Origin of the sequence: Longirhabdus pacifica (assembly GCF_004115085.1) — a bacterium.
Classification (GTDB): Bacteria; Bacillota; Bacilli; order Paenibacillales; family DSM-105158; genus Longirhabdus; species Longirhabdus pacifica.
The window spans coordinates 75399-93722 of record NZ_QXJP01000004.1 but is presented as its reverse complement, the minus strand read 5'-3'; the positions used below and the strand labels follow the sequence as shown (position 1 = coordinate 93722).

The window sequence follows — 18324 nt, the reverse complement described above, 5'->3', positions numbered from 1 at the left end:
AATGAGTAAACTTTATCGTATCATAAGGATGAACTTAATGGTTACGACAGGGAGAGATTTTATTGAATATGAATAACACAGATTATATTGTCATTAAAGCAAAGGATAATGGTGTGCAAGTCATTGGTCTCACGAGAGGCAATGATACACGTCTTCATCATACGGAAAAATTGGATAAGGGTGAAGTCATGATCGCCCAGTTTACAGAACATACTTCAGCAATGAAAATTCGTGGTAAAGCTACACTGTACACAAAACACGGAGAAGTTGAAATTGATGAATAAGGAACTCATTTTATTGAAAATGCAGGCATAGCCTGTATTTTTTTTATGTACAATAATATTAGTATCATTTTACAATCAACAATACATATACCGGGAGAAACATAATGAGGGGGAAAACAATGAAAGGAATCATGAGATGGGCTTTTGTTTCGTTACTTTGCATATTATCAGCTATGTTGTTGTATCCATTACAGCAAGCAGTAAATGTAACGGAAAAGTCCAACCCTCAAGTTACTTTTTCCAGTGAAAACTTAGTGGATTACATGCAGCAAGTTCCTTTAACGTTGAAAAAGAAAAATGTAAAGTGGAGCAATAACATCTTATTCCTTGATTTGTCGATAGAAATGAAACAGTTTCAAAAAAAGTATGTTTTTCAAGATATGATGCAATTAATACGGTTTAGTTTTTATACCACCAATAATATTCATCAATTGTATGTCAGAGTTCTCTTTGCGGAAGAACATAAACAACAATTAGTTATTGCCATGGAAACATCAAGGGAAGATTGGTCTTCTGCAACAATGAAAAATAATGATGAAACCGTGGAAGAGATCATTACAGAACAAGCTAACGTTACCTATGGGCCTTTGTGGCAGTGGATATCTCCTCCTAACTAGATTAGGTCGTGTAAACCGCTTGCATGTATGATATAATGGTTTGCGAATTAAGCTGATAAATCACAAGAAACAGCAAGTTAATGTGCGGAGGAATTATATGGAGTCAATAGAGAAATTAGCACAAAAATATACACATCGAGAAATGATTGTAAAGCATACTACGTTACCGCCATTTCCGCACTATCGCAGTGAATTATTACATTGTGTCTTAAAACATGATCAACAACAAGATCATAAACTTTATACATTAGTTACGGCGCTAGTACAGTTGGGAATGGATTCACATGATATGGTAGACGTAGAAGAGAAAAGCAGTTCATTAAAGCAAATGAGAAAGCAACAACTTCATGTACTAACAGGAGACTATTTAAGCAGTAAGTTTTATCAATTGCTTTCTCAAGCGGGGAAGATAGGGATGGTTAAACAGTTTTCACAAGCCATTTGCGAAGTGAATAGGCTCAAAATCATTTGGTACGAAAAACTTAAATCATTGCAGTATACTGGGGAACAAGCATTGCAAGATATGATAGACATTCGTATGCAACTATATATTCCATGTTATCAGCTTTTACAAGATGTTACGGAAAAAGATTGGATGAAGCTGTTGCGTGGTTTTACGGCTTGTGAAGTTTTGCACAATGAAATAAAAGAGATAAAACATCAGACACTTTTGCAAGACAGCTTTGCTTATCGATACGTATTGGAACAAGGGGAAAATTGGCAAGAGACGTCTGTATTTACTACTGATCAGTGGAAGCGATTTGATGAACAATATAACGTTAACTTTTGTTTGGAGCAAAAGTTAAAGCAGCAGTGGAGCAAATTGAAGCAAGATATTGTGCAATTAGAAGACGATAAGCTCGTAAAACCGTTGCTCTCACTAGGTCAGTCATTTGCAAGTCATTCTTAATTCATCGAGGGGAGAAAGAATAGGAGCATGAAGCAGCCCAAAGAGCAATTCGTGTTGGAAGTGTTTGAAAGTATTGCACCGAAGTATGATATGATGAATAGTTTAATTAGTTTCCGTCGTCATAAAGCATGGCGGAAGTTTACGATGAAGAAAATGAACGTACAAGAGGGAGATACGGCGTTAGATTTATGTTGTGGTACATGTGACTGGACGATAAGTACTGCAGAAGCTAGCCGTACAGGTAAAATAATCGGTCTTGATTTTAGTCGTAATATGCTAAGCATTGGACAAGAAAAAATAAACCATAAAGGAATGCAGCAACAAATTGAGTTGATCCATGGAGATGCCATGCAATTGCCATTTGAGGATAATCGTTTTGATTATGTGACGATTGGATTCGGACTTCGCAATGTACCCGACTTACGCCAAGTGCTAAAAGAAATGCAGCGTGTCGTAAAACCGGGTGGAAAAGTAGTTTGTTTGGAAGTGTCCAAACCAACTTGGCAGCCGTTTAAATCTCTTTATTTTTTATATTTCAATAAGATACTTCCGCTTATAGGGAAGTTGGTAGCAAAAAAGTACGAACAATACCGTTGGCTTCCTGAATCATTAGTGAATTTCCCTGACCACAAGCAATTGCTGCAAATCTTTAAAGATACAGGTTTTGAACAATCTGTTGCTTATCCATTAACAGGAGGCGTGGCAGCATTACACATTGGAACAAAAGGGGAACAGTCATGATCGTACGTAAAACAAAAATATTTTTAGAAATGATAAAGTTCGAACACACCATCTTTGCTTTGCCATTTGCTTACATGGGGGCACTACTCGGTGCTTTTATGACAACTGGAAAACTACCTTCATGGGCAGATATAGGTTGGATTACATTGGCGATGGTAGGCGCAAGAAGTGCTGCAATGGGACTCAATAGGGTGATTGATAAAGCGATAGACGCGAAGAATCCAAGAACGAAAGGACGAGCTATTCCAGCTGGATTAGTATCGTCAAAAGAAGCGCTCATATTTATTGTTATCTCCTTTATATTACTATTGGTTTCAGCAGCACAGCTGAATACACTATGCTTAATTTTAATGCCCGTAGCGGTATTTTTTCTCGTGATGTATTCATATACAAAGCGTTTTACATGGTTGTGTCATGTGTTTTTAGGATTAACCATCGGATTAGCTCCGCTTGGGGGTTGGATTGCTGTGACGGCTAGCGTGGATTGGATAGCGATTCTCTTCTATTTGGCTGTCGCGTTTTGGATTGCTGGATTCGATGTCATTTATGCTTGTCAAGATACAGAATTTGATAAGAAAAACGGATTATATTCCATTCCCAGTCAATTTGGTATAGCGAAGGCATTGATGATAGCGAAGTGTTTTCACGTGATTACTTCCATTGGTTTTATTAGTTTGATCATGTTAACGGATTTAAGTTGGTGGTACATGATTGGCGTCATTATTGCTATTGGTTTGTTATATTATGAACACCGCCTCGTTAAACCACATGATCTATCTAAATTAAATGCGGCTTTTTTCACCATGAATGGGGTACTGAGTGTAATCGTATTTGCTTTTACTTTGATTGATTTGGTGGTGTTAACAATATGAATAGCAGTCAAGCAAAACAACGAAATTGGGTTGTGGGAATAACAGGCGCCAGTGGGGCAATATATGGCGTGAAATTTTGTCAGGCTTTATTAGAACGAGGTTTTTCGATTCATCTTGTCATTACGGATGCCGGATGGAGAGTGCTGCACGAAGAATTAAATTGGAGTGCATCCAAAAGAATGGATAGTTTAGCATCCGCTTTTGGTGATTATCCTGGAACGTATACGTACCATCCTGTACAAGATATAGGGGCATCCATCGCTAGTGGGTCATTTAGAGTAGAAGGGATGGTCATTATTCCTTGTTCTATGGGGACACTTGCTAGGGTAGCACATGGCCTATCCGACAATTTAATGGAGCGGACTGCGGATGTGATGCTAAAAGAAAAACGGAAACTGATTATGTTACCGAGAGAGACGCCACTTCATACCATTCATTTGGAAAACATGTTAAAATTGTCCCAAATGGGTGTGTCGATGGTCCCTGCCATGCCAGCTTTTTATTACAAACCAGAGACGTTAGATGATATGGTGGATTTTTTAATTGGAAAAGTAATGGATTTAATGCAGCTAGACAATCAAATGTTTCGCAGATGGGGCGAAGAAAATGAACAGTAAACAAAAAATGGTGATAGGTCAAATTAATTTTACAAACGTCTGGCCTATCTCGCTATTTTTTCCATATAAACAGTTAGCAAACAGTGTCAAAATAATGACTCAAGTACCAACACAGCTCAATCATGCAATGAAAAATGGGGAAATACATATCGGGCCCATTTCTTCATTTGCTTATGCTGAAAATAAAGATAATTACTGTATTTTACCGAATTTATCTGTATCTGCACATCAAAAAGTAGGCTCCATTTTATTGTTCCATAAAAAGCCGATAGAGGAGTTAGGCCATGGCAAAGTGGCGCTGCCTACAACATCAGCGACGTCGGTAAATTTACTAAAAATTTTATTAAATAAATACTATGATGCTTCTCCAAATTATTTTTTTGCTCCTCCAATTTTAGATGAAATGATGAAAGTGGCGGATGCTGCTTTGCTCATTGGAGATGATGCAATCAAAGCAGACTGGTATAATAAACAATACATGGTTACGGACCTTGCACAATTGTGGTATAAGCATACGGGGCATTGGATGACGTTTGCTGTATGGGCAGTGCAGAAAGACATCATGAATACAAGGAACGAAGAGATACAACGCATATATGATGCACTGCAAAGTAGTAAAGAGCAGGGAAGAACAAGAATAAAAGAAATACAGCAATTGGCATGTGAAAAAATTGGTGGTAATATCGAATATTGGGACACTTATTTTCATCAGCTTTCTTATGATTTTAATGAAGAACAGCAACAAGGGTTGTCTTTTTACTTTCAATGTGCGCAAGAATGTGGACTTTTACCACATCACATTACATTGGATGTGTTATCAAATCAAACGATAGTATAGGTGACATATGAATTTACTAAATATTTATAAGAAAATGAAACCAGAGTTAGCTTATGTAGAGCAACAGATGGAAGCCACAATAGATACAGATCAGCATGTATTATTCCAAGCCTCCACCCATTTGTTAAAAGCAGGCGGGAAAAGAATACGACCTGTTTTTGTGCTCCTATCGGGGCAATTTGGTACATATGATCGGGAAAAAGTGATGAAGGTTGCTGCATCGTTAGAATTAATTCATATGGCAACACTCGTTCATGATGATGTCATTGATGATGCGGCGACGAGACGTGGAAATTTGACCGTGAAATCGAAGTGGGACAATCGTATCGCGATGTACACAGGTGATTATTTATTTGCTAAAGCATTAACCGTTGTTACGGATATTGATAATGAAGAATTACACTGTATCTTATCTAAAGCCATGGTAGATATGAGCATTGGTGAAATGGAACAAATTCGTTTGTTTTACGATACAGATCAAAGTGTGTACGACTATTTACTTCGTATAAGACGGAAAACCGCAATATTAATTGCAATTAGCTGTCAACTTGGAGCCATTGCTGCTGGAGCAACCAGAGATGTTGCACGTCGTTTGTACCGATTTGGCTACAATGTTGGCATGGCATTTCAAATTATTGATGATATTTTAGACATCAACGGTACGGAAAAACAAATTGGAAAACCTCCTGGTAGTGATATGCGACAAGGTAATATTACGCTTCCTGTCATTTATGCGTTGCAACATGAAGATATTCGTGAACAGTTGCTTCATGAAATTGCATTGTTCAAAGAACATGACGGTCAAGTGGACGCATCAACATTTATTTCTCTCATTCGTGCCAGTGATGGAATAAATCAATCTCAGGCACTTGCCGATAAATATATTGCAAAAGCAATGGATGCAATAGAATCGTTACCAGATCTAACAGCGAAAAAGGATTTAATTAATATTGCTAATTTTATCGTCAAGAGGAAGTATTAACTTTCCATTAACTTTACAACTTATGGTTGATCTATTCTACATATCATGTGTATAATCCAATTATGTGCAATATTTTTTTACACCTTACATAGGAAATGTGTTAAGCGTTTTCAAACAAAAAAGGGGGATACACATGATGGAACAAACATTTTTAATGGTAAAACCAGATGGTGTGCAAAGAGGACTAATAGGTGAGGTTGTCAAAAGATTTGAGCAAAAAGGATTTCAAATGACAGCATGTAAAGTGCTAATCCCAACGGTAGAACAAGCAACTTTTCATTATGAAGAACATAAGGACAAGCCTTTTTTTCAAGAATTAGTGGATTTCATTACTTCAGGACCTGTATTTGCTATGGTATGGAAAGGGGACGACATTATCCAACTTTCTCGTACGTTGATTGGCAAGACGAAAGTGACAGAAGCTCAGCCGGGAACCATTAGAGGGGATTTTGCTCTTCATACAAGTAATAATATTATACACGGCTCCGACTCCCCAGAAAGTGCAGCAAGAGAAATAGGTAACTTCTTTAAACAGGAAGAAATCGTAGCATATGATAAAACAATCATGAGCTGGTTATAGTAATCTAAATTTATTGTAAATAGAGAAAAATAAGAGGAGTGAGATTGATGGATAATCTTGACTTCTCTTTATTTGTTGAAAAGATTAAAAGAATTACAGCAATTGATCTTTCACAATATAAAGAGGCACAAATGAAACGGAGAATAACAACACTTCGTGATAAAAGAGGATATCATACTTTTGATGAATATTTTTTGGCATTATCTAGAGATAAAAATTTACTAGATGAGTTTTTAGATCGGATCACAATTAATGTATCAGAGTTTTGGCGTAACGTGCAGCGATGGAATACGTTAAAAGATAACTTTTTAGTGGATATGGTCAAAGAAAAAAGGCAACTGAAGTGTTGGAGTGCAGCTTGTTCAACGGGGGAAGAGCCGTATACGTTAGCGATGATATTGGATGAATTAAATGCATTGCATCAATCTAAAATTATAGCTTCGGATTTAGATGAAAATGTACTGCAAGTTGCACGTAAGGGAGTATATGACGATCGCGCGATAAGAGAGATGCCAGAAGCCTATTTAAACAAGTATTTTTCGCTAAAGGAAGGCAATCATCATATATCCAATGTTTTGAAACAAAAGATTCGATTTGAGCAGAAAGATTTGTTAGTCGATGAATTTGAAGAACAATTTGATCTCATTATTTGTAGAAACGTTATGATTTATTTTACAGACGAAGCGAAGGATAGACTTTACAGGAAGTTTTCCAACGCATTACGTGAGGGAGGCATTTTCTTTGTTGGCAGTACAGAGCAAATATTTTCTTCCAATCAATATGACCTAGAATCTCTGAATACTTTTTTCTATCAAAAAAAGAAAGCATAGTATGAGCGTGAGGATAGGGAGCAGAAGTTACTTGTTGTTTTATGGTTTTAAACTATAGTGATTTTAATTTGCTTAATAATGCATCTATCTTCTCGTTTGTGGCGTGTAACTCTTTTTTTAATTGATTCATTTCATCGTCTTTCTCTTTCATTAATTTCATGTTTTTTTGGTGATCGTTGCCGTTGAATAGGATGAGGATTTGATGTTTTCCTGTGCGTTTCAATACACGGTAGCCTTGGTTGGAAGCGGTAGCGATACCTTCATGATTTGGCATACAGTATCCGTTGACATGACATGATCCATCGTCTCTCACACGCAATTGTCCTATGAGGCCAATCGGTGTCCATTCCGCTCTTTCCTCACGAGAAAGATAAGGTAGACTAGGGTCATATGCTGGATTTACTTTTCTTCGTTTTACTTTGTTTTCAGGCTTTGCGATTTGTCCTTTATCGTTTTGGTGAGGTGGAACGGTTATCGTTTCATATACATATCTCCCCCATTCATCTGTTTCGTATTGTCCTTGCCAATGCAGGGTAGAAGAACCAGCTAACACTGCGGGTGTGGCACTCGATACACCAAGAATATAGGCATCGTTATCTGTTGCTTTACGCACTTTATCGTCTTCTACTGTCACAAAGTAACCGACATCGATCGCTTTTCCGTCCATACTTTCAAACATTTCAGCAAAATCACACTGATTACAATTGCCCCCAGTAGTCACGTTATTAAAGCAAGCATCTCCTTCATTACCTGCATCCCCTCGAATAAAAGCAGCGAGACCATTACCTGGAATCGTGTTACCATTAGCAAGATGCCAAGAGTAATCGAATTTTGCTTCCCCACTACATCCCATGATATGAGCACCAGTTAACGTGTTACCAATCGTAGTGTCGATGCCCTGCGCATGAGAAGCGATACCATCTACTATCGTTCCTCTTCCTTCAGCGTGGGAAAAATCACCATTGGCTTGCGTATTAAATCCCTCTGCATGCGAAACAAGTCCGCTTGCTATAGAGCTAACTCCTTCGGCATGAGAGCTGTCACCGCTTGCTGTACTGCCACTTCCCTCCGCATGTGCAGCTGGGCCACTAGCTATCGTATTTAATCCTTCTGCGTGCGAACCTAAATTCGATGCCGTTGTTCCCATTCCTTCAACATGAGACGCTATTCCACTTGCTGTTGCGTTGTATCCCTCCGCATGGGCTGCGGTGTTACTGGCAGAGGTGCTAACTCCTTCTGCATGTGCCGCCATCCCGCTTGCATTAGCTAGACTTCCTTCTGCATGTGAAAAACTACCGGATGCAGTGGTGACACTTCCCTCACTGTGTGAAAAGTTTCCTGTTGCAATGGTGGAGTTTCCTTCTGAATGAGATCCAAAACCAATGGCATTTCCGCTCACTTCTGCATGGGACATATCACCAATAGCAATGGTTAAACACCCTTCCGCATGTGATTCGATGCCAGAAGCAACACTCTCTCTTCCTTCCGCATGAGAAAATGCTCCTGAGGCTTCAGTTCCTGATCCTTCCGCATGAGAAACAAGTCCACTTGCTATTGTTTCTTCGCCTTCCGCATGGGACGAATCTCCGCTGGCTTCAGTAGTATTTCCCTCGGCATGTGCACTATCTCCACTGGCTGTGCTTAAAAACCCTTCCGCATGGGAGTTAGATCCACTGGCTTCAGTAGAATTCCCTTCCGCGTGAGAGATGTTGCCCGATGCTAAAGAGCTACTGCCTTCCGTATGAGAAGCATTTCCCATTGCTGCTGTTCCCTGTCCTTCCGCATGGGAGAAATCACCTATAGCACTACTGAAATTCCCTTCCACATGTGATTCCGTACCCATTGACAATGTAACGAATCCCTCGGCATGAGAGCTATCTCCACTGGCTGTGCTTAGAAACCCTTCTGCGTGGGCATGCGCACCATCTGCACAAGTTGTGTTTCCTTCCGCATGCGAACTGTCCCCATTGGCTTCAGTGTCATTTCCCTCGGCATGCGAATTTTCGCCCGCTGATTCTGTGCTATTCCCTTCCGCATGTGAATTCGCACCAGTAGCAACAGAAAAGACTCCTTCCGCATGAGAATTAGAGCCTTGAGCCATCGTTGCATTCCCTTCCGCGTGAGCGTTATCTCCAGAAGATAAAGTAGAAATTCCTTCCGCATGAGCGTTCACTCCTACTGAAATGGATAAATTTCCTTCCGCGTGAGAAGCAAGGCTACAAGATTTTGTTTGAAACCCTTCTGCAAGTGAAGCTTGACCTTCTGCGGTTGTACATTGACCTAAAGCGGTAGAACAAAGTCCTATCTCTATTCGTTTGCATTCATTATTCATAGCATACCCTCTCCTTATTGATTAACAACGATTTAATAGAAACGATTAACAACACATACACTGATCTGTTCGTGAAAAAGTCTTAATAGTATATTCTTTTAGGTCATCACTGCTTGTGCGGATGAAATGAAATAAATAACTATATTTGTATAAGGAGAACGAGGGGTGTATAGTAAAGAGAAACGTTTTTGTAAAGTGAAAATAAATGAAAACGATGAAGTATAAGATGGAATCAATATCACAAATATAAAATGGAGAAATTACAATATCACAACCTTATCTTATCTATTGTTCATATAGATGTTGTCAAACGTAAAGAGCTATACTATAATTTACTCAAGATGTTTGAACGCTTAAAAGCGCTAAAGTGAATGGTTGAGATAAAAGGATGGAGGAGAAACATACATGAGATACTTAACTGCTGGAGAAACGCACGGACCTCAATTGACGGCTATTATAGAAGGATTACCAAGTAATTTAACGATTGATTTTAATGAGTTGAATGTTCAACTTGAACGTAGACAAAAAGGGTATGGTCGTGGCAGAAGAATGCAAATAGAGAAAGATGGTGCACAGGTAACAGGTGGCATTCGTCATGGCAAAACAACAGGGGCGCCTGTGTCCCTCGTCGTAGAGAACAAAGATTGGACTCATTGGACGAAAATTATGAACATCGAGCCGATTGAAGGTAGTGATGAGGAGAAGCGTCGTGTTCATCGTCCACGTCCTGGACATGCTGACCTGAATGGTGGCTTGAAATACAATCAAAGAGACTTAAGAAATATATTAGAAAGATCTAGTGCGAGAGAAACGGCTGCTCGTGTTGCAGTAGGCGGCATGGCAAGACAATTGTTAGCTGCGTTTGGCATTAAAGTCGCTGGACAAGTGATTCGTATTGGAGAAATAGAAGCGGAGCGAAAGCAGCTTCCGATAGATGAATTAATTAGCGTTACAGAAGCTTCGCCTGTTCGTGTCGTGGATAAAGACGCAGAAGCAAAAATGATCCAACATATTGATGAGGTGAAGAAAGAGGGCGATTCCATCGGTGGCATTGTCGAGGTGATTATCGAAGGGGTTCCGGTTGGACTAGGTAGTCACGTGCAATATGACCGTAAGTTAGATGCTAGAATCGCACAAGCCGTTGTTTCCATTAATGCATTTAAAGGCTGTGAAATCGGCATAGGATTTGAGGCTGCGGAGAGAAGAGGATCTCAAGTGCATGATGAGATTTTGTATGATGAAGACAAAGGTTTCCATCGCGCTTCCAACAATGCAGGAGGGTTTGAAGGTGGAATGACAACGGGAGAACCGATCGTCGTTCGCGGTGTCATGAAGCCTATCCCAACACTGTACAAACCATTAAAAAGTGTGGATATCGATAATAAAGAAGAGTTTACTGCTCAAGTAGAGCGTTCTGATAGTTGTGCCGTTCCAGCAGCAAGTGTAGTGATGGAGCATGTGGTAGCGTGGGAAGTCGCGCGTGCCTTTATGGAGAAATTTGGTGGGGATTCTATCGAAGAGATTCAAGGAAACTTGGATCAATACCTTGAGCAAGTAAGGGCGTACTAACGTATGAAACTGCTCAATGTAGATTTAGGTGATCGCTCTTATCCCATTTATATTGAAGAAGGACTGCTGCAAAAAGTACCAGCATTGTTGCAAGAACATCACATTACCCAGCGTTCTACACTAGTGATCGTGACAGACGATAACGTGGCTCCGCACTATTTGCACAGCCTAGTACAAACATTACATGAAGCTGATTATAACGTCGTTACGCACATCATACCAGCGGGAGAAGCCTCTAAATCGCTGCATCATTTTGAGTCTATTATGACGACGATGATTGAACATGGTTGTGATCGCAACACTACGGTGCTAGCGTTAGGTGGAGGCGTAGTAGGAGATATTGCAGGCTTTGCCGCTGCATCGTTTATGCGCGGGGTGTCGTTTGTTCAACTACCAACGACCATTCTTGCACATGATTCGAGCGTAGGTGGTAAAGTTGCAGTCAATCATCCACTAGCTAAAAACATGATTGGTGCATTTCACCAACCTAAATTAGTCATATACGACTTAGCTACATTAAAAACGCTGCCACAACGTGAAGTGAAAGCGGGATTAGCTGAAGTCATAAAAGAAGCTTTTTTGTGGGATGCAGCATTTTTAGATTGGTGCGAGCAGAACACAGAAAAACTATTGGGACTAGATTATGCAGCGTTAGAATATGCATTATTTAAAGGATGTTCCATTAAAGCTGAAATTGTATCCAACGATGAACGAGAAGCAGGAATACGTGCGTTTTTAAATTTAGGACATACGATTGGACACGCCATTGAAGCGGTAGCGTCTTATGGAAATATTTTGCATGGAGAGGCTATTTCGATTGGGATGGTAGGTGCAGCAAAAATTAGCGTTTTACTCGGTTGTGATCCAACTGTGGAAGAGCGCATGATAACGGTATTGGAGAAATTTCAATTACCTGTCTCTCTACCTTCCTCCATCGATACAGAAGAAATCTTGCAAGCGATGATGAGAGATAAGAAAGTGGTAGATGGCAAATTAGTGTTTGTAGTACTTACGCAGATAGGAAAAGTCAAACTTGCAGATCATATTGACCCTGACATGGTGCGTACTGTGATTAATGAATTAAAATAAGTTTGTTGGAGAGGATGGAGATTTTTCTATGTACGTTCGAGGAATTAGGGGAGCGACAACAGTAGAAGAAAATGTGGAGCAAGAAATATTAGATAAGACTTCCGAGTTGCTTCGTACCATTGTAGAAGAAAACAATGTGAATCCTGCTGATATTTGTAGCGTATTTGTGACGGTAACTGCGGATGTTGATGACGTTTTCCCTGCTTTGGCGATTAGAAATATGCCAGGATGGGAAATGGTTCCGTTAATGTGCTCGCTTGAAATACCAATTAAAGATAGCTTGCAAAAATGTATTCGTCTCATGCTTCACGCGAATACGGAAAAAGAGCAAGGTGATATGCGCCATGTCTATTTACATGAAGCCAAAAAGCTAAGACCTGACTTATGTGAGTAATGGCATGGATGCTAATTCGTAATGAAATGTACCTTTTGTAGTTGACACTCTTGCGATAGCATAGTATAGTACCTATAAGATTAGTAGTTTATTTTACCTTGATGGCTCATCATAGGATGGTCATAAGGAAATAAATACGAATAGCCGAGAATAGAACAGTATAGTATAGAGTAGATGAGCTATAATTGAATGATGATCATGCGCCTTATACATGTTTGGATGACATGTAAAATTCATTATATGTAAAGGGCAATGATGACTACTATACACAAAACTCTGTTCTTGGACAGAGTTTTTTTGCGCTATATACTTTTTTTACTGTAAGAGAAGGAGTGAACCATAGTGGAGACAGAGAAAGAATTACAGTACGTCATACAACAAGCCAAACAATACAATTTAATCCCAATAGAGAGAAACATACTTGCGGATACAGAAACGCCTATTCGTTTATTTCATCATTTTGAACAAGAGCCCTATGCATTTTTATTAGAAAGTGTGGAAGGCGGTACGAATTGGGCAAGATATTCTTTTATCGGCACAGATCCTTTCTTGCATATTAGAGGTAAAAAAGGAGCAATTGAAATAGATTTGAACGGAAAAAAACAGACGCTTACAGACAAGCCTATGCAAGCGCTGAAACAATTGCTAGCACGCTATCAAAGTCCTAAGTTAGAAGATATGCCTAGATTTACAGGTGGAGCGGTTGGTTTTTTCGGTTATGATCTCATTCAATATTACGAAAATATACCACCACACCGCATCGATGATTTAAACATGCAAGATATTCAGTTTATGTTCTGTGATCAAATTATTGTGTTTGACCATTTGAAACAACAAGTGAAAGTGATCGGTAATGTGCACGTCCATGAAGGTGATTCCATTGAAGACATCACACAAGCGTATCAGCTGACCGTTCAAAAATTGCAGCAAACGATTCAACGTATACACCAGCCGCTTCACATTCCTATGTTTCACCGATCTAGTATGGCGCATGAAGTAGATTTAGAAAACGTGGTATCCAACATTAGCAAAGAAGATTTCATGCGTAATGTGGACAAAGCTAAAGACTACATTGCAAGTGGTGATATTTTTCAAGTTGTATTATCACAGAGATTCGAAATGGAAAGCGAAGCGTCACCACTGCATGTGTATCGTGTACTTCGAACGATGAATCCATCGCCTTACATGTATATGCTCAAACTAGGAGACGAGGTGATCGTAGGGACATCACCAGAGCTGCTCGTACGAGTAGAAGGAGATCGGGTAGAGACGAGACCTATTGCGGGTACAAGGCCTAGAGGGCGCAATGAAGAAGAGGACATCGCGCTTGAACATGAATTGCTCCATGATGAAAAAGAGCGTGCAGAACATGTGATGTTAGTAGATTTAGGACGAAATGACATCGGTAGAGTTGCAAAATATGGCACAGTAGAAGTAGATAGTTACATGGATATAGAGCGCTACTCTCATGTGATGCACATCGTGTCTAACGTTTCTGGTGAATTGCAGGAAGAAAAAGATTTCTTTGATGCATTCATTTCATGCATGCCTGCGGGTACCGTTTCAGGTGCACCTAAAATTCGGGCAATGGAAATTATAGCGGAGCTGGAACAAGAAGCAAGAGGTGCTTATGCAGGTGCTATAGGGTATTTAGGATTCAATGGTAACTTGGACACGTGTATTACGATCCGAACGATTATTTTTAAAGGGAATAAAGCTTATGTGCAAGCAGGAGCAGGGGTGGTATACGATTCTATTCCAGAAAAAGAATACGAGGAAACGGTAAATAAAGCAAAAGCACTGCTGACATCGATAAAAGTAGCAGAGAACATTTTCACGAAAGAAGAACAAGTAGCGCTCTAAAAGAGAGGTATCAAATAAAAATAGGATGTAGCTTACATCATTACGAAAAATATATCATCATCCTGAAAATATAAAAATATGTTTTTACGGTAAGGAGAGAGGACAATGAGAGTCGTATTGGAGCAGTTATTACGAGGTGAGCATTTAAGCAAAGCACAAGCAGAAGCAAGCATGGACACTATTTTTTCCGGGGAAGCAACAGAAGCGCAAATCGGTAGTTTGCTTACTTTATTAAGAGTAAAAGGAGAAACAGTAGACGAAATTACAGGTTTCGCCTCCGCCATGCGAAATAGAAGTCCGAAAGTTTATTATCCAACCAAAGGACTATTAGATACGTGTGGTACGGGTGGTGACGGTGCGAATACGTATAACATCTCGACAGCGGCAGCGATTGTGTCCGCGGCAGGGGGAACACCGGTTGCAAAACATGGGAACCGCGCAATGTCTAGCAGCACAGGAAGTGCAGACGTGTTAGAAGCTTTAGGCGTTAATATTCACATTAATGAGACACAAGCACAGCACTGTTTGCAACAAGTAGGGATCTGTTTTATGTTTGCACAGCAATTTCATCCGTCTATGAAATTTGTAGCTGGCGCTCGAAAGCAACTTGGTTTTCGTACGGTTTTTAATATGCTAGGTCCTTTAACCAATCCAGCTGGGGCAGAGCATCAATTAATGGGCTTGTTTGACCGAAGTAAAACAGAGACTGTAGCTAAAGTGATGCGGGAGTTAGGTGTGCAGCGCGCTTTAGTCGTAGCGAGTGAAGATGGATTGGACGAAATCAGCATCTCTGCTCCAACGAAAGTCACAGAGCTTCGTCATGGTGAAATCACGACGTATCATGTTACGCCTGAACATTTTGGCTTGCAGACACATCCGATAGAACATATAAAAGGTGGAAATACAGAAGAAAATGCAGCAATTATCCAATCTATTTTTGCAGGGGAACAAGGTGCTAAACGTGATATCTTAATTGCGAATGCTGGTGCAAGTTTATATGTCAGCGGTCAAGCCTCTTCTTTACTTAGTGGAGCAAAGCAAGCGGCTGAAATTATAGATCAAGGGTTAGCAAAGGAAAAACTACAGCAATTAGTTCAGATGACAAAGGAGTTTAAACATGTTTCTTGACCGTATAGCAGCAACGAAAAAAAACGAAATAGAACAGTTGAAATCATTGATATCGTTATCAAAAATGGAACAAGCCATAGGAGAATGTTCACCTTGCCGTGATTTTACTACTGCTTTAAAAGAACGACAGCGATCGCTTGCTTTAATCGCCGAAGTGAAAAAAGCGTCCCCATCTAAAGGGCTAATTAGAAGCGATTTTGATCCCGTCTCTTTAGCGAAAAGTTATGAAAGGGCAGGAGCGAATTGTATTTCAGTCTTAACAGATCAACTATATTTTCAAGGTTCTAATACGTATTTACAAGCGGTGAAAGAAGCTGTAAACTTACCGATATTACGAAAAGATTTCATCATTGATCCAAGACAAGTATATGAAGCACGCATGATCGGAGCGGATGCTATCCTGCTCATTGCGGCTATGTTAAGTGCAAAAGAAATGCAACAACTGTATACATTAGCGAAAGATGTGGGCATGGATGTATTGAGTGAAGTCCACAATCGTTCAGAACTCGAAACGGTGCTTGAATTAGATGTTGAACTCATTGGCATTAACAATCGTGATTTACACACATTCAACACCACATTACAGACAACAGAGCAGCTGTCATCCTACATTCCAGATCATAAATTGAAAATTAGTGAGAGTGGTATCGGAAAAACAGAAGATATTGAATACCTACAACAATTACAAATGGACGGCGTACTGATAGGAGAACATTTTATGCGCCAACATGATGTGGAGCAGGCAGTACTTCATCTAATGGGGAGTGAATAACAAAGTGAATAACAACACGAACAACTTAACGAAAACGAAAGTTAAAATATGTGGCATTCAAACAGAAGCCATAGCGCAGCAACTATCTACTTTACCAGTAGATTTCGTCGGTTTCGTCTTTGCTGAGAGTAAACGTAAAGTAACAGCAGAGAAAGCAGCCGAACTCATTCAAAGCATGGAACGTGGTTCGTACGATCCCATGTTTGCTGGTGTATTTGTCAATCCAACCATGGAACAATTAGAAAATGTGTTGCATCATGCGCCGCTGCATATTGTTCAGTTGCACGGTGAAGAAAGCCCAGACTTTTGCAAGCAGGTGAAAGCATCATTTCCTAACATGAACATATTCAAAGTATTTTCTGTGAATACGGATGGAGAAACATCTATAGATGAACAACAGGGACAATGGCAAGCTATTATTGCACCGTATGCGCCGTATATTGACGGTGTGATGTTAGATACAGTGCACAAAGGACAAGCAGGTGGAACGGGAAAAACATTCGCATGGGACACCATTCCTGATGTAAAGCAATGTACGGACGCTTTATCCCTACCATTAATCGTGGCAGGTGGCCTTCATGCAGATAATGTTCAACCATGTATAGCGCAATATGCACCGGATGGCGTTGACGTTTCAAGCGGTGTCGAAAGTAACGGAGAGAAAGATACACAAAAAATAGAAGACTTCGTAAAACAAGTGAAAGAGATGGTGAACCAATGACAACAGTACCCGATCAACACGGACGTTATGGATCTTTTGGTGGAAGGTATGTTCCAGAAACTTTAATGAATGCTTTATATGAACTAGAAGAAGCGTACGCTCGGTATGCACAAGAGGATGAGTTTCAAGCAGAGTTAACGACGTTATTACAACAATACTCTGGACGATCTACCCCGCTATACTACGCGCAGGGATTGACCGCGCATTTGGGCGGAGCAAAAATCTATCTCAAGCGAGAAGATTTAAATCATACAGGAGCACATAAAATTAACAATACGATAGGACAAGCACTACTGGCAAAACGGATGGGAAAGAAAAAAGTCATCGCAGAGACAGGAGCAGGTCAGCACGGTGTAGCTACTGCTACCGTTGCGGCATTGTTTGGACTAGAGTGCAAAGTGTATATGGGAGAAGAAGATACGATCAGACAAAAATTGAACGTATTTCGCATGAAAATGTTAGGGGCTGAAGTGATACCTGTCACTTCTGGAACGAAGACGTTGAAAGATGCTGGAAATGAGGCATTAAGAAGCTGGGTGTCGAATGTCGAGGATACGTTTTACATTTTAGGATCAGTGGTGGGTCCACATCCATACCCGATGATTGTTCGTGACTTTCAACGAGTGATTGGGGATGAAGTGAAAGCGCAAATCATGCAGCAAGAGCATAAGCTTCCAGATACGATCATCGCCTGTGTCGGTGGTGGAAGTAATGCGATGGGGATCTTTTATCCTTTTGTAGAGGATGAACATGTACGTCTTATCGGCACAGAAGCAGCAGGAAAAGGCATCGATACAAGGGAGCATGCTGCCTCCATTACAAAAGGCACACACGGCGTATTTCAAGGATCGTACAGTTATTTGCTACAAGATCAATATGGACAAATACAAGAAGCACATTCCATATCGGCGGGATTAGATTATCCTGGAATCGGACCAGAGCATGCCTATTTACACGAAATAAAACGAGCAGAGTATGTCCCAGTGACAGATCAAGAAGCATTGGATGCATTACAGCTGTTGTGCAAAACAGAAGGCATTATTCCTGCCTTAGAAAGTGCCCATGCGATTGCGCATACATTGAAAGTGGCTCCACAAATGAATAAAGACCAAGTCATTGTCGTAAATTTATCGGGACGCGGAGATAAAGATATGGAAACGATCATGAAGGTAATGGGGGATTAAG

General features: G+C 40.1%; 19 protein-coding genes. 18 read left to right on the top strand and 1 reads right to left on the bottom strand.

Translation table 11 applies throughout. The features are described 5' to 3' along the window. Positions 1–68 precede the first annotated feature (68 nt). The 10 genes from mtrB to D1Z92_RS04330 all read left to right on the top strand — a co-directional run bounded on the left by mtrB (position 69) and on the right by D1Z92_RS04330 (position 7271). Complete coding sequence (mtrB, locus tag D1Z92_RS04375) at positions 69–284, top strand: trp RNA-binding attenuation protein MtrB (protein WP_128894565.1); 216 nt, start codon at positions 69–71, stop codon at positions 282–284. A 119-nt stretch (positions 285–403) separates the two neighbouring features. Further along, the gene (locus tag D1Z92_RS04370; protein ID WP_128894447.1) at positions 404–901 is read left to right on the top strand and encodes a hypothetical protein; all 498 of its coding nucleotides are present in this window, start codon (positions 404–406) and stop codon (positions 899–901) included. A gap of 97 nt (positions 902–998) precedes the next feature. Next, positions 999–1811, top strand: a complete 813-nt coding sequence (locus D1Z92_RS04365; RefSeq protein WP_128894446.1) for a heptaprenyl diphosphate synthase component 1 — start codon at positions 999–1001, stop codon at positions 1809–1811. A 27-nt stretch (positions 1812–1838) separates the two neighbouring features. Next, on the top strand, positions 1839–2552 hold the full coding sequence (locus tag D1Z92_RS04360; protein ID WP_128894445.1) for a demethylmenaquinone methyltransferase: 714 nt from the start codon (positions 1839–1841) through the stop codon (positions 2550–2552). Next, positions 2549–3424 carry a UbiA-like polyprenyltransferase gene (locus D1Z92_RS04355; protein WP_370741209.1) on the top strand — a complete coding sequence of 292 codons (876 nt, stop codon included), beginning with the start codon at positions 2549–2551 and terminating at the stop codon, positions 3422–3424. The genes D1Z92_RS04360 and D1Z92_RS04355 overlap by 4 nt, the downstream gene beginning before the upstream one ends. Beyond that, the gene (locus D1Z92_RS04350) at positions 3421–4041 is read left to right on the top strand and encodes a UbiX family flavin prenyltransferase (protein WP_128894444.1); all 621 of its coding nucleotides are present in this window, start codon (positions 3421–3423) and stop codon (positions 4039–4041) included. Before D1Z92_RS04355 ends, D1Z92_RS04350 begins: the two co-directional genes overlap by 4 nt. Next, complete coding sequence (locus D1Z92_RS04345) at positions 4031–4879, top strand: menaquinone biosynthesis protein (protein ID WP_128894443.1); 849 nt, start codon at positions 4031–4033, stop codon at positions 4877–4879. Before D1Z92_RS04350 ends, D1Z92_RS04345 begins: the two co-directional genes overlap by 11 nt. 7 nt (positions 4880–4886) lie before the next feature. Then, positions 4887–5861, top strand: coding sequence for a polyprenyl synthetase family protein (locus tag D1Z92_RS04340; RefSeq protein WP_128894442.1), 975 nt, complete (start codon positions 4887–4889; stop codon positions 5859–5861). A 136-nt stretch (positions 5862–5997) separates the two neighbouring features. Then, positions 5998–6441, top strand: a complete 444-nt coding sequence (gene ndk, locus D1Z92_RS04335) for a nucleoside-diphosphate kinase (protein WP_128894563.1) — start codon at positions 5998–6000, stop codon at positions 6439–6441. A 47-nt stretch (positions 6442–6488) separates the two neighbouring features. Continuing rightward, positions 6489–7271 carry a CheR family methyltransferase gene (locus D1Z92_RS04330; protein ID WP_128894441.1) on the top strand — a complete coding sequence of 261 codons (783 nt, stop codon included), beginning with the start codon at positions 6489–6491 and terminating at the stop codon, positions 7269–7271. 52 nt (positions 7272–7323) lie between these two features. Here D1Z92_RS04330 and D1Z92_RS04325 read toward each other — a convergent pair whose 3' ends face one another. Then, a complete protein-coding gene (locus tag D1Z92_RS04325; protein ID WP_128894440.1) occupies positions 7324–9603 on the bottom strand; it encodes a peptidase G2 autoproteolytic cleavage domain-containing protein in 2280 nt (759 codons plus the stop codon). Positions 9604–10008: 405 nt separating this feature from the next. Here D1Z92_RS04325 and aroC point away from each other — a divergent pair, with 405 nt between their 5' ends. The 8 genes from aroC to trpB all read left to right on the top strand — a co-directional run bounded on the left by aroC (position 10009) and on the right by trpB (position 18323). Beyond that, positions 10009–11172 (top strand): chorismate synthase, encoded by a 1164-nt coding sequence (gene aroC, locus D1Z92_RS04320; protein ID WP_128894439.1) that lies wholly within the window; start codon positions 10009–10011, stop codon positions 11170–11172. A gap of 3 nt (positions 11173–11175) precedes the next feature. Continuing rightward, a complete protein-coding gene (gene aroB, locus D1Z92_RS04315) occupies positions 11176–12261 on the top strand; it encodes a 3-dehydroquinate synthase (RefSeq protein ID WP_128894438.1) in 1086 nt (361 codons plus the stop codon). Between the two features lie 28 nt (positions 12262–12289). Continuing rightward, complete coding sequence (gene aroH, locus D1Z92_RS04310; protein WP_128894437.1) at positions 12290–12655, top strand: chorismate mutase; 366 nt, start codon at positions 12290–12292, stop codon at positions 12653–12655. A gap of 342 nt (positions 12656–12997) precedes the next feature. Next, a complete protein-coding gene (gene trpE, locus D1Z92_RS04305; RefSeq protein ID WP_128894436.1) occupies positions 12998–14518 on the top strand; it encodes an anthranilate synthase component I in 1521 nt (506 codons plus the stop codon). 105 nt (positions 14519–14623) lie between these two features. Continuing rightward, positions 14624–15646, top strand: a complete 1023-nt coding sequence (trpD, locus tag D1Z92_RS04300) for an anthranilate phosphoribosyltransferase (protein WP_128894435.1) — start codon at positions 14624–14626, stop codon at positions 15644–15646. Beyond that, positions 15636–16418, top strand: coding sequence for an indole-3-glycerol phosphate synthase TrpC (gene trpC, locus D1Z92_RS04295; RefSeq protein ID WP_128894434.1), 783 nt, complete (start codon positions 15636–15638; stop codon positions 16416–16418). Before trpD ends, trpC begins: the two co-directional genes overlap by 11 nt. Before the next feature lie 4 nt (positions 16419–16422). Next, complete coding sequence (locus D1Z92_RS04290) at positions 16423–17139, top strand: phosphoribosylanthranilate isomerase (RefSeq protein ID WP_128894433.1); 717 nt, start codon at positions 16423–16425, stop codon at positions 17137–17139. Continuing rightward, on the top strand, positions 17136–18323 hold the full coding sequence (trpB, locus tag D1Z92_RS04285) for a tryptophan synthase subunit beta (protein WP_128894432.1): 1188 nt from the start codon (positions 17136–17138) through the stop codon (positions 18321–18323). Before D1Z92_RS04290 ends, trpB begins: the two co-directional genes overlap by 4 nt. The last annotated feature ends 1 nt before the right edge of the window (position 18324 follow it).